This is a genomic window from Hoeflea algicola, assembly GCF_026619415.1.
GTDB lineage: Bacteria > Pseudomonadota > Alphaproteobacteria > Rhizobiales > Rhizobiaceae > Hoeflea > Hoeflea algicola.
Window position 1 is genome coordinate 458,748 of record NZ_JAOVZR010000001.1, and the last position, 12,078, is coordinate 470,825.

The 12,078-nt window shown below is 58.1% G+C and carries 10 protein-coding genes; 8 read left to right on the forward strand and 2 right to left on the reverse strand.

From position 1 onward, the window contains the following. Positions 1–47: 47 nt before the first annotated feature. Entirely contained in the window at positions 48–1,409 is a 1,362-nt protein-coding gene (locus tag OEG84_RS02300; RefSeq protein ID WP_267652237.1) for an ATP-binding protein, read from the reverse strand. After that, positions 1,409–2,128 carry a response regulator gene (locus tag OEG84_RS02305; protein ID WP_267652238.1) on the reverse strand — a complete coding sequence of 240 codons (720 nt, stop codon included), beginning with the start codon at positions 2,126–2,128 and terminating at the stop codon, positions 1,409–1,411. The genes OEG84_RS02300 and OEG84_RS02305 overlap by 1 nt, the downstream gene beginning before the upstream one ends. 242 nt (positions 2,129–2,370) lie before the next feature. On the opposite strand from OEG84_RS02305, the gene OEG84_RS02310 reads away from it, so the two are divergent. The 8 genes from OEG84_RS02310 to OEG84_RS02345 all read left to right on the forward strand — a co-directional run bounded on the left by OEG84_RS02310 (position 2,371) and on the right by OEG84_RS02345 (position 11,716). Next, positions 2,371–2,913 carry an EF-hand domain-containing protein gene (locus tag OEG84_RS02310; protein WP_267652239.1) on the forward strand — a complete coding sequence of 181 codons (543 nt, stop codon included), beginning with the start codon at positions 2,371–2,373 and terminating at the stop codon, positions 2,911–2,913. A gap of 109 nt (positions 2,914–3,022) precedes the next feature. Further along, positions 3,023–3,589 carry a cytochrome b gene (locus OEG84_RS02315; protein ID WP_267652240.1) on the forward strand — a complete coding sequence of 189 codons (567 nt, stop codon included), beginning with the start codon at positions 3,023–3,025 and terminating at the stop codon, positions 3,587–3,589. Positions 3,590–3,627: 38 nt separating this feature from the next. After that, positions 3,628–4,893 (forward strand): efflux RND transporter periplasmic adaptor subunit, encoded by a 1,266-nt coding sequence (locus OEG84_RS02320; RefSeq protein ID WP_267652241.1) that lies wholly within the window; start codon positions 3,628–3,630, stop codon positions 4,891–4,893. Continuing rightward, positions 4,890–7,958: an efflux RND transporter permease subunit gene (locus OEG84_RS02325; protein WP_267652242.1), complete on the forward strand. Its 3,069-nt coding sequence runs from the start codon at positions 4,890–4,892 to the stop codon at positions 7,956–7,958. The genes OEG84_RS02320 and OEG84_RS02325 overlap by 4 nt, the downstream gene beginning before the upstream one ends. A 638-nt stretch (positions 7,959–8,596) precedes the next feature. Next, positions 8,597–9,781, forward strand: coding sequence for a tyrosine-type recombinase/integrase (locus OEG84_RS02330; RefSeq protein WP_267652243.1), 1,185 nt, complete (start codon positions 8,597–8,599; stop codon positions 9,779–9,781). Beyond that, positions 9,771–10,547 carry a hypothetical protein gene (locus tag OEG84_RS02335; protein WP_267652244.1) on the forward strand — a complete coding sequence of 259 codons (777 nt, stop codon included), beginning with the start codon at positions 9,771–9,773 and terminating at the stop codon, positions 10,545–10,547. The genes OEG84_RS02330 and OEG84_RS02335 overlap by 11 nt, the downstream gene beginning before the upstream one ends. Positions 10,548–10,616: 69 nt before the next feature. Continuing rightward, positions 10,617–10,922 carry a helix-turn-helix transcriptional regulator gene (locus tag OEG84_RS02340; protein ID WP_267652245.1) on the forward strand — a complete coding sequence of 102 codons (306 nt, stop codon included), beginning with the start codon at positions 10,617–10,619 and terminating at the stop codon, positions 10,920–10,922. Further along, the gene (locus tag OEG84_RS02345; protein ID WP_267652246.1) at positions 10,919–11,716 is read left to right on the forward strand and encodes a hypothetical protein; all 798 of its coding nucleotides are present in this window, start codon (positions 10,919–10,921) and stop codon (positions 11,714–11,716) included. Before OEG84_RS02340 ends, OEG84_RS02345 begins: the two co-directional genes overlap by 4 nt. The last annotated feature ends 362 nt before the right edge of the window (positions 11,717–12,078 follow it).

Genomic DNA, 12,078 nt, shown 5'->3' on the forward strand with positions numbered 1-12,078 from the left:
ACATGGCCGATCAAGACCAGCGTCCGACACCCGATACCAATCTCACGTCATGTTTCCTTGACCACCGGCAAAACCACTTTCGCACGTAGTCCTCCTTCAGCACGGTTTTCGAGCATTATCTGACCGCCATGGGCAACAATGATCGTTCGTGCGATGGAGAGGCCGAGACCGGCGCCGCCGGTTTCGAGGCTGCGGCTGTCGTCGCCGCGGGTAAAGGGCTGGAACATCGCGTTCTGACGGGCCGGCGGAATGCCTGGACCATTGTCCTCGATGGTAACGATAGCATGTTGCCCGTCTTGCAAGAGCGTAACCGTCGCCTCTTCGCCATATCGCACCGCGTTGTCGATAAGGTTGCCGATAGCCCGGCCAAGGCCGACGCGGCGGCCCTCCACCTGAACATTTGCTTTAACGTTGCATACTGCTCCACGATCCTCGCAAAGCTGCTTGAGCAGTTGGCCGAGATCAAGCGACAGCATCTTTTCCACATCCTGGCCTTCACGGGCATAGCTGATCAGGCCATCGGCCATGACTGTCATCCCGTCGAGGGTTTTGACCATCCCATCACGCAATTCTTCGTCATCAACCATTTCGGCACGGATACGCAGGCTGGTCATGGGGGTGCGTAAATCATGGCCGACGGCGGCGAGCATCCGCATGCGTTCCGCATCGAATTGAGAGATTTCGGCCTGCATTGCATTAAACGCCCGCGCAGCTTGACGCATTTCCCGTGCTCCTTTTTCGGGTACCCGCGCAGTGCGGTCGCCGCGCCCGGCAGCCTGGGCTGCCTGCGAAAGCTGGCTGAGTGGTTTGGTCAGGTGGCGAGCGAGAACAATGGCAACGCCAAGCACCGAAAGAAGCGACAGGGAAAGCACGGTCAAAAACGGCCTGCTGTCGACACGGCCGGCGCGTGACGGTGCACCGTTGGTGACGACATTGAGCCACTCGGACTGTCCGTTCCGCGCGCTCAGCGGAATGGTGATGGCAATCACCTGATCTGTATGGGTGGCGCCGTTGCGATCCGCACCGGGCGGAAGCGGCCGGTCTATGATTGCCACGCTCACATCCTGCCGGCCCAGCGTTTCGGCGAGCTGGGATGCGATGTACCTGGCCCGTGTGCCTGTCTCGGTCTCGGTCAGCAACGGGGCATCTTCCACACGGACGCGGGCGAAGCGTGTCGATGCGTCCCGTGCAATCACCTGCCGAAGCTGGGCGTTTACTGCCTCCATCGCAGGAATCAGTGCTGCTATCCGTTCGATTTCGCGTTCCTCCCGGGCCTGTTGATCGAAACTCTGCTGCTGAAACGCGAGCACGGCGAGCGCGATGATGTTGGCGGCAATAATGGCGATCGCCAGCAGGAAGACGAGCCGGGCGGCGAGGGAATCGGGCAACAGGAGTTTGAGGCGGTTCATCAATTGGCCTCGCTCACGTTTGCCACCAACCGGTACCCACCGCCCCATTCGGTCACCAGCAGCTGTGGATTTTTCGGGTCGTCTTCGACTTTTCGGCGCAATCGGCTGATCTGGTTGTCGATGGCGCGATCATAGGCTTTGGCTTCGCGCCCGGCTGTCAGGTCAAGCAGCGTGGCGCGGGTCAGCACCGTGCGCGGCTGATCGAGGAAAATGGCGAGAAGCCGGTTTTCGGCGGTGGTCAGGTCGATGCTCCGGCCGTCTTCATGGGTGAGTTTCATGACGTCCGGATCGTGGGTCCAGTCAGCGAACCGGCGCTTACTGCTGGGAGGCGGCGCTGCTTCCGGCGGTGCACGGCGCAGAATCGCCCGTGCCCGCGCCAGCAGTTCGCGCGGGTTGAAGGGTTTGATCAGGTAATCGTCAGCGCCCAGTTCGAGGCCGACGATGCGGTCGGTTTCGTCCGCCATGGCGGTCAGCAGCAATACGGGCGGACCGTTATGCGCAACCAGCCACCGGCACAGGCTCAACCCGTCCTCACCGGGCATCATGATGTCAAGCACGACCAGATGGATGGAGGCTTCCGCCAGGATTTCGCGCGCTTCGGCGGCATGTGCGGCAAGCCGTGTCCGGAACCCCTGCTTGCGCAGATACTGGCCGAGCGGCTCGCGAATGTCGCGGGCATCGTCGACGATCAGGATTTGCGGTGCGATCGGGTCTGTCATGAGGTCTCTCCTTGGCCGCGCTCGGCGTCCATATTTCCCTTAGTAGCATTCTTTGCCCCGGGACAATCAACCAGAGAACAGGCGGTTTCGCGGTTGATTTGTCGCAAGATGTATCAGCCGGATGCCTTGCGACAAATGACGACAAAGCGGCATTGGCGCTGACACACTTTCCGGCGCAATAGCCCCTAAGTCTGTTTCACCACGGCGATGCACGCCTCATGGAAATCTCGAAAGGATACGACATGAACAACTCCAAACTCCTCCCCGTCGGCCTTGTGGCAATCATGGCCGTTGTGTCCGGTTACACGGTCGCCAGCGCGCAAACCGCGATGGACAAAGAGGTGCAGGCACCCAAGGTCATGAACGTTGATTTCCGTGGCCATGGTGACGGTCACGGCAAACGTGGCGGTCGCGGGATGATGCGCCAGATCCTTGAAAAGGTTGACGCAAATGGCGATGGCGCCGTGACGCAGGCCGAAATCGATACCTTCAGGTCTGCCGTGGTGTCTGAAGCCGATGCGTCGGGCGACGGCAATATCTCGCTCGATGAATTCGAGACGATCTATCTCCAGATGGTCCGCAACAAGATGGTCGATGCCTTCCAGCGCCTTGATGAAGACGGTGATGGCATGGTGACACAGGCCGAAATGGACAAGCGGTTTGGCAATGTCGTCGAGCGGATGGACCGCAATGACGACGGCAAGCTGGACCGCGCGGATAAGCGCGGACATGACCGCAAGGGGCATGGCCGTGATGGATCCCGTCACGGCGACCGCCGCGGCTGACGCTGACATGGCGAGGGCATTCAAGCCCTCGCCGCACCTGTTTTCAGAACTATACGGACTGCAACGAAGCGCGACCCAGATCGCGCCCGGCTAACTGTGGAAATTTCAGATGCAACGGCAGACAGATACGGCACCTCGCAACGACAGCTCCAGCAGCTATGGCCTGGTCTCGCGGCTCAATCACTGGATCGTTGCCGCGGCGATGATCGGGATGCTGGTTTCCGGCTTGGTCATGGCCTATGGGCCGTTTGAGCGTGAGACCGTGCTCGCCATCATGGGATGGCACAAGGCTATCGGGGTTCTGGTTCTCGTTTACGGCATTTGGCGTGTTGGCTGGCGTGTGGCGCAGGGGTTTGCCGCAGATGCGGCAGTAATGCCGCGCTGGCAGGCGGTGGCATCAAGGCTAACCCATTGGGGCCTGCTCGCTGCCGTTCCTGTGATGCCGCTTTCCGGGCTTGTGATGACCATATATCGCGGTCGGGAAGTTGATGTCTTCGGGCTGATCATTCCGGCGCAGAACAAGATTGAATGGTTGGCCAATGCTGCAGGCATGACCCATCAATTCGCGGCCTGGGGACTTCTAGGCTTGCTGGTTCTCCACGTCGTCGGTGCGCTCAAACACCACTTCATCGACCGCGACATGACACTGCGCCGCATGGCCCTGCGATCGGCCTGAGTTCTGCCCGCAAGGGCAGCGGTGACACTCAATCCAGAATGACGATCAACATTCAGAAGGTTTCCCAGATGCGCAGGCTTGTCACATTGGTTGTCTCGGCGGCGATAGTTGCCGGAGCATATTTCATTGCATTCGACGTTCCCGCATCTCTCGGGGTCTCATCGGACATCCAGACCGAAGGCGGACAGCGGGAAGGCAGGGCCGCCAAGGGGCCGTCGCAGGCAGGTCGCGCTGGCGGGCCGCGTGGTGCGAGGGCGACAACGGTGGTTCTGACCCCGCTGCAAATGCAGCCCTATGAAGACATCCTGCGCGCGATCGGCAGTGCCGACGCAGTGCGCAGTGCCAGCGTGATTTCCAATGTTTCGGGCGACGTGATCGAGACCAACCTTTCCGCCAACAAGGACGTGACGGTCGGCGACGTGCTCGTGCAGCTCGATGCCCGCACCGAAATGTACAATCTTGAAATCGCCCAGGCCGAACTTGAACAGGCCCGTGACAAGGTATTGCGCTACGAGCGGCTGCTCGCATCCGGAAATTCATCGATAACCGATGTTGCCCTTGCCGAAGCGCGTGTTGCCCAGCGGTTGGCCGAGGCGAATGTCGGCCTTGCCCGGGTGGCATTGGATGACCGGACCATCAAGGCCCCGATTTCAGGCAAGCTGGGTTTGAGCGATGTGGAGATCGGGGACACCTTGTCTGCCGGCAGTGCCATTGTGACCATCGACGATGCCGAGGCTTTGCTGGTGGTGTTCGAACTGCCTGAACGCTCGGTCGGTCTGCTGGATAAGGGCCAGAAGGTCCTGACAAGTACCCCGACCTATACCGGTCAGGTGTTCGAGGGAGAGATCGTATCCTTCGACAGCCGCATCGACAGCGTCACCCGCAGCGTTACAGTCCATGCCCTGATCGACAATTCCGATGGGCGGCTGTGGCCGGGCATGAGTTTTGCCGTCCGCATTGTCCACGAGAGCGACCCTTTGGCGGTTCTGCCGTCAACCGCGATTACCTGGTCGCGCAGCGGATCGAGTGTCTGGATTGATAACAACGGAGTGGCTGAACAGATTTCTGCGGCGATCCTGTATCGCCGGGACGACCAGGTTTGGATTGAAGCCGACATTGCCCCGGGCGCGATGGTGGTAAGCGAGGGCGCGCAGAAACTGCGGGCCGGGTCTCCCATCGTGGCGGCGAACGCCGCTAAAGGCGATCCTGTGGTTGGCGGGCAAGATGCCGTGCCTGCGCGCGCAGAACTGAAGCTTGGTCAGGCTGAATCGCAACAGGCCATCTCGACGGAGAAGCCGATATGAGCGCCCAAAAGCCGCAAGGCCGCAAGGCAGGCCTGGCTGATCTCTTCGTTGCCCGCCCGATTTTCGGTGTTGTCATCAATCTGCTGATCCTGATTGCTGGTCTGGCGGCGCTTGTCTCGGTGGATGTGCGCGAGATGCCGGATGTCGATCAGCCGGTGCTTTCGATCCGCACCACCTATGAAGGTGCTGTTCCCGGCACCGTTGACCAGGAAGTGACGCAGGTTCTGGAGGATGCGCTGAGTGCGCTTGATGGCGTGTCCTACATCGAATCAAGCTCTACCACCGGGGAAAGCCGGATAACCATCGACCTCTCGGAAGGGACCGACGTTGATATCGCCGCAAACGAGGCGCGCGAGATCGTGTCTGCAACGCAGCGGGCACTGCCCGATGATATCGACGATCCTGTGGTCTCGAAGAGTGACAGCAATGCCGACGCAATCATCCGTCTCGCCGTGCTGGGCGATGCCACATTCGACGAACTGACAACCCTGGCCGAGGGGGTGATCTATGACCGGCTCTCGGTTATCGACGGCATTGCCGAGGTTTCGGTTCGCGGCAACCGGGCCAATGAATTCCGCGTTACGCTCGATATTCCCTCGCTGCTCAATCGCGGGCTGACGGTTTCCGATGTCTCGACCGCGCTGCTGGCCTTGCGTGACGACACCCCGCTGGGTTCGCTCGAAGCGACATCGCAAACCATCGCCTTGCGTGTCGGCAATGCCGAAGTGACTGCCGACAGCGTTGGCCAGGTGTCGATCAACGCCACCACCCGTGTCTCCGACATCGCCTTCGTCCAGCTGGTTCCCGAGGACAATGATGTGTTTGCCCGCGTCAATGGCCAGTCCGCCATCGGGCTGGATATCAGTCGTCAATCGGCCGGCAATACGCTGGAAATTTCCAAGGCGGTGAGCGCAGCTGTTGAAGAGCTGGGTAAAGAATTGCCCGAGGGCGTGGATATCGTCATCACCTCAGATGATGGCGTGTTCATCGAAGGGTCGATCAACGAGGTGGTCAAGTCCATCGGTCTGGCGGCCGTGATCGTGGTTGCGGTGATTTTCGCCTTCCTGCGCTCTGCCAGTGCAACGCTGATCCCTGCGGTGACAATTCCCGTCGCCCTGGTGGGTACCGTTGCGGCAATCTGGCTGACCGGGTTTTCGGTCAACACCATCAGCCTGCTGGCGCTGGTTCTGGCCACAGGCATGGTCGTCGATGACACGATTGTGGTCATCGAGAACATCGTGCGAAAGCGCCAGCAGGGCATGGGGGCCTTTGCCGCCGCCGCCGCCGGCACCAACGAGGTGTTCTTCGCTGTCATTTCGACGACAGCGACGCTGGCGGCCGTCTTCATTCCGATCTCGTTCCTGCCCGGTCAGGCAGGAGGCGTGTTCAGTGAATTCGGTTTCGTTCTGGCCTTCGCCGTCACCCTGTCATCGATTTCGGCTTTGACACTGGCGCCGGTCATGGCGGCGTTTCTCGATCCCGGCCGGGCGGGGGCTGAAAAACCAGACGCCGGACCGGGCCGGCTGTCCCGCGCTTTCGACTTCGTGATGGACCGGGCCATTCGCGCGCCGCTGATCGTGATTGCCGTTGCATGCGGCTTTGCAATTATTGCTGCCGGATCGGCGGCTACCCTGTCTTCTTCCATCACGCCCAGTGAAGATCGCGGCTTTTTCCTGGTGCAGGCGCGTGGCGCTCCCGACACCACACCTGAATATCTCGATGGTCAGGTGGCCATGATCGAGGACATTCTGACGCCGTACCGTGAAAGCGGTGAGGTGACCGCCGTGCAAAGCATCATCGGCGTCGGCGGTGGCACCAGTGCCTTCATCATCGTGCGGCTGCTAGACTGGAATGACCGCGACCGGAGCCAGCAGGAAATCCTCACCGAGGTCAGCGGTGAGTTGTCCAAGGTCCCCGGGGTTCAGGTCAGTGCGCGCTCGACCAACAGTCTCAACATCCGCGGTGCGGGACGGGGGCTGCAGTTCGCTGTAACCGGCACCGATGTCACTGCCATGACCGATGCGGCTGATGTGCTGGTCGCGGCAATGGCTCAGGACAGCATGTTCCTCAATCCGCAACTGTCCAGCGACAATGTTCAGGCCCAGTACGAGGTACGGGTGAATGGAGATGTGGCGGGCATGTTCGGTCTGACCGAAGCCGAAATCACCCAAACCATAAGCTCCATGGTGCAGGGGAAAGTGGCTGTCACCGTGTTTAAGGACGATACCGAAATCGACGTCAACGTGGTGCCGGGCGGGCCTCCGATCAACGATCCGTCCGATCTCGAATCCATCTTTCTGCGCCTGCCTGACGGCGCCTATATCCCGCTGTCGGCTGCCGCGACGCTTGAGCCGGTGGTCAGCCAATCCCAAATCGAGCGCCAGGGCGGATCGCTGGCGGTTTCGGTCCAGGCCAATCTCGACCAGAGTGTCGATCTCGGCGATGCCATGACACGGCTGAGCCAGATTGCTGCGGAGACGTTGCCCGGCGGCATGGGGGTTACCTTTACAGGCGAGGCGGCGTCGCTGTCGGACAGTCAGGCAGGCATGTACATGGTGTTCGGCGTGGCCTTCGTGATTGTCTTCCTCGTGCTGGCCGCACAGTTCGAGAGCCTTGCCAGCGCCGTCGTTATCATGCTGACGGTGCCGTTTGGTCTTGCTGCTGCGTTGATGGCGATTTCGCCCAGCGGCGGGTCGCTGAACTACTACAGCCAGATTGGCCTCGTCATGCTGATCGGCGTGATGGCCAAGAACGGCATCCTGATTGTCGAATTTGCCAACCAGCTGCGTGAGGCGGGCCAGGATATAGACAGCGCCATCCGCGATGCGCTGCGGCTGCGCATCAGGCCGGTGATGATGACCATGCTGTCGACCGTGTTTGGCGGGTTGCCGCTGATCCTGACATCAGGTGCGGGTGCCGAGGCGCGAGATCGCGGTCGGCTGGGTGATCATTGGCGGACTTGGCTTTGCCACCGTGTTCACCCTCTTCCTGACCCCGGTGTTCTACCGCTGGATCGCAGTATGGGGCGCCGAACCAGGCATGGCATCCAAGCGGCTGAGGCATGAAAATGCAACGAGCTCGGAGGCCGAAGCTTCCGAAAGCATGGTTTGATCCGTGAACGGAAAAATTACTTGGAAGAGCAAATCATGGGACGCAACCAATGCAGGCGGAACAGGTCGCGATCATATCGGCGGCTGAAACTTCTGCCAGTAATCGTCAATGGCACCATTGACGCCAATATCCCGCTGATGGGCGTGTTTCTACGGGAAGGTTCTTTTCGAAGTTTATCAGCGGACATCAATGTGACGCCCAACAGTCGCGCCCACTGGTGTTTGCGGGTCTAATACGGTTGAAATCCCGCCGTCCGCAACGACGCGCGCACGATCGAATTCGCAGGAACCGATCGCATCCGCGACCCGGATGAGGTGAATGAGAAGGTGGCTCAAAGAGTCAACAAATGAAAACAGCTCAACAACATCGGTATTTCAAAAAATGAATGGTGCCCCCGACAGGATTCGAACCCGTGACCCCCTGATTACAAATCAAATTCTACGACATGTAGTGCGTGTCATTCGAAGTCACTGTGGATCACCGAAATCGAGAAATATGTTGTAATTCAATATGAACGGGCGCAAGAGACTTTCTGTCGACGCTATGCAGTGTCACTGGAAATCACGTCCTGCTGCTTACATAGAGCTTACACATGGCAATTCCGATCAAGCTTTCCAAACGTGTCGTTGATCAGACGTTGCCACCATCAGATGGTTCAAAATGCACCTTCGTCTGGGATTCTGATGTCAAGGGTTTCGGATTGCGGGTGATGAACACTGGCACTAAAAGCTATGTCTTTCAGTATCGCGCTTCCGGCGGTCGCACCAGGCGGAAAACCGTCGGCAAGCACGGAAGTATCACTGTCGACCAGGCTCGAGAAATTGCGCGCGACTGGTATGTCCAGGTTCGCAGTGGAGGCGATCCGGCGGCCGAGAGCAGGGAAAGCCGCAATGCGCCGACAGTCGAACACCTTTGTGAGCGGTATCTCAACGAGCACGCCAAACGGAACAAGCGCCCTCGCTCTGTCGAAGGTGATACGGATTACATAGCTCGCTTCATCAAGCCTCAACTTGGTCGGAAAAAGGTGAGTGAGATCGAACTCACCGATATCGAGCGTCTTGCAGATTCACTTGGAGATCGCCGGACGACTGCAAACCGCCTAGTTGCCCTGTTGAGCAAGATGTTTAACCTAGCCCGGCGCTGGAACTGGTGCGATCACAACCCCACTGAAGGGTGGCAGAAAAACCCTGAGACAAAGCGCGAACGGTACTTGTCGAAGGACGAGCTTGGGCGTTTAGTAACCGCCATGGACGGCAATGCGAACCAGCGCGGCTGCAATATCGTGCGGATATTGTTGCTGACCGGTGCTCGCCGGGGTGAGGTTTTTTCAATGCACTGGGCCGATGTGGATCTTTCAATCGGCCGTTGGACCAAGCCTGCACACACGACGAAGCAAAAGCGAACGGAAATTATCCCACTGTCCGAAGCTGCGATCGCTCTGCTGCGTCAAATTCGTCACAAAGCGCCGGCCGACAACGTCTATGTTTTCCCGGGCGATGTGCCAGGCAAGCCCATGACGACAATCAAGACGTTCTGGCGTTCGCTAAGAAAAGAAGCGAATATCGATGATGTCAGGCTGCACGATTTGCGTCATACATTCGCCTCGCATCTCGTGAGCAGTGGAGAGTCGCTGGAGACAATCGGCAGGCTGCTTGGACATTCTCAACCGCAGACGACTGCTCGATATGCACACCTGAAGGACGAAGCCTTACGCAAGGCGACAAACCTGTTTTCTGATGCCAGCGGCTATCGGCCCAAGGCCCGTGATGAAAATTGAATTCGTGATCTTGTCAGCGAACGAGGCCGAGCGGCAAAGGCTGCCGAATCGTCCACCAATTCGTGTTCGATTGCTCGACATGACGCATGAGCGGAAGTGCTATTTGTTCGAAGAGTTGCGTTGCGAAGACGGCAAGCGACTCGATGCATTGGTTTTTGACATTGAGCGTGTGCTGCACATGTTTCTCTATCACAAAGGCATTCTGACGCGTGATGGTGGACTCGATCTGTTCGATTCCGGAACGGCCAAGAAAACTTTTGCCGAGATTAGCCGGCATCTCAACGCAGTATACGCTTTGATGTCGACGCTGGACGACCGATCACTTGAATTTCTGGTTCCGGAGAGTGAGCCTTTCGACGACGAGGATGCCGAGGGCTTCCACATCGAGACTTTTCATTCTGACGTGCGTCTGGTTGGAATAAAGGCGGGATTGATCGCGAACGAGATCGAGCCGACTAGAGGCCGGCCAGCACGTGATGATCTGCTGGAAGCTGTAGTCGATCTTGCTGCTGTCTATGAGCATGTCGCTAGCGGCAAAGCTGGGTATTCCAGCCGTCCGGAAAAGAAGCCTGGTGCCGGCGGGCTGGAGGTGCACGGACCGTTTGTGCGCTTTGTACAGCGTGTCTTCTCGATCACCGACGCCCTAGGCATACCCATCAGGCAAGCCCCTGAAAGCACGATCGATAATGCCGTTCGCCGATATATCGACAGTCGAAACCACAAAGCTCGACCCAGAACCGCTGCCGTGCAAAAAATACTCGACTGACGGTCTATTTATTCCTCTGCATTGGCAAGCTGCGGCTCCGGCATTCTTCTCTTCATCAAGAACCAATTGATGAAAGATCAAATCATGCCGACACAACTTTCTCAGCACCAACAGCCAAGAATGCATGCTCATTCCGTCTCGGGTGAAGGCACAGGTGTCATCAGCCTGTCGAAATCGCTGCCACCACTTCTCAAAGAAAGAGAAGTCTCCGACCTGCTTAGTGTTGCGCCAGGCACGCTACGAAATTGGCGTATATCGGGCACTGGGCCCGGTTTCTGCAAAATTGCAAAATCGATGGTGCGGTATCCGGCGAAAGAGCTTGAGAATTGGATAAACGCGACCTACCGGCACAGCACTTCGGAGAGCGGTCTATGAGCGCAGGTGATGAATTTGAGCGACTGGATGCACACTTCCCCATAGTCGGTTGTCGAAAACAAACGAAATCAAACCAGGAGCAATCAGAAACAACACATGAATTCAATTGGATGCAGAGAGGTTGCCGGTGGTACTGTGACGTCGAACAGGGGTCTCGAAAAAGAATGAGGCTATATGCCTATGCCGGTGCTTGGCTGAATAGCACAGCCACATCTCAACCGAACTACTTTGTGACCTTCAACCTTGGTCATCCCAAAGAGTTAGAAATCTTGCTCCATGGCATGACGGTGAGCAAGTACGTGAACGAGAAGATCATGCCGGCAGTTCGCAGCGCTGCTGCTCGTCAGAATTTGCCTTGCTTATGGATCGGCGTCATTGAGATAGACGACGGGCTTTATCATGTTCACATCCTGGCACATTTTCCGTCGAAGCCGGCCCTTTTGAAATGCCTCTTTCCTGTTTGGCTGAAGCTGGCACCTTCCGATTTGCACAGTGAAGAAGCGTTCAAGGCCATCGCCTTTAGACGACGGTCCGGCGCCTGCGTCAACGTGATGCGGGTGTCAGCAAAGAAAAGCTACCACAGCAAGTATGGAGCTGAGGGCCTTGTCGAATACATGGCAAAAGACATCGAAGACACGGTGAATGAACATCGAAAGTGTCGAGTTGGGAAGCCAATTTTGGTTAGCCGCGGAGTCAGCAGTCTTTTAACTCGCTGGAATGCGGCCAAGACCGAGATCTGGTACGAGTCGGCGAAACCGCAGATGCTGAATGATGACAGCGAGCCGGCACTCTGACGTCATAAATGAAGCTGTTATCGCTGCGGTGATCGAGCCACGGCCAGTCGACGTCAAGGAGCCGACTGGCAAGTTGTGATCAAGCGATAAATCCCTGAAGCATTGGCACAGGCGGCCGTCGGCCCCATGCAAGCCCGCCAGGCTCGGTTTGGCTGCTATCGCATAGCACGGCGCCGAAAGCGAGCGAAGCGACTCTAGTACGCCCTGTGAGTCGAACAACGGCACATGCCGGCCACACCCCACCCCCACATTGAACGGCAAAGAAAAAACTGGACGGTCCTCTATCCAGTGACCGGGGTGCTTGCATCGCGCAGGGAGGAAATCTGGCCCTTTCAGGACGATGAAGTTCGTTGTTCAGACCT

Bases quoted from the DNA above. Each gene is read 5' to 3' on its own strand.
- OEG84_RS02330 (WP_267652243.1), top strand. From the start codon at position 8,597: ATGGCAATTCCGATCAAGCTTTCCAAACGTGTCGTTGATCAGACGTTG.
- OEG84_RS02340 (WP_267652245.1), top strand. From the start codon at position 10,617: ATGAAAGATCAAATCATGCCGACACAACTTTCTCAGCACCAACAGCCA.
- OEG84_RS02305 (WP_267652238.1), bottom strand. From the start codon at position 2,128: ATGACAGACCCGATCGCACCGCAAATCCTGATCGTCGACGATGCCCGC.
- OEG84_RS02300 (WP_267652237.1), bottom strand. From the start codon at position 1,409: ATGAACCGCCTCAAACTCCTGTTGCCCGATTCCCTCGCCGCCCGGCTC.
- OEG84_RS02325 (WP_267652242.1), top strand. From the start codon at position 4,890: ATGAGCGCCCAAAAGCCGCAAGGCCGCAAGGCAGGCCTGGCTGATCTC.
- OEG84_RS02320 (WP_267652241.1), top strand. From the start codon at position 3,628: ATGACGATCAACATTCAGAAGGTTTCCCAGATGCGCAGGCTTGTCACA.
- OEG84_RS02315 (WP_267652240.1), top strand. From the start codon at position 3,023: ATGCAACGGCAGACAGATACGGCACCTCGCAACGACAGCTCCAGCAGC.
- OEG84_RS02345 (WP_267652246.1), top strand. From the start codon at position 10,919: ATGAGCGCAGGTGATGAATTTGAGCGACTGGATGCACACTTCCCCATA.
- OEG84_RS02335 (WP_267652244.1), top strand. From the start codon at position 9,771: ATGAAAATTGAATTCGTGATCTTGTCAGCGAACGAGGCCGAGCGGCAA.
- OEG84_RS02310 (WP_267652239.1), top strand. From the start codon at position 2,371: ATGAACAACTCCAAACTCCTCCCCGTCGGCCTTGTGGCAATCATGGCC.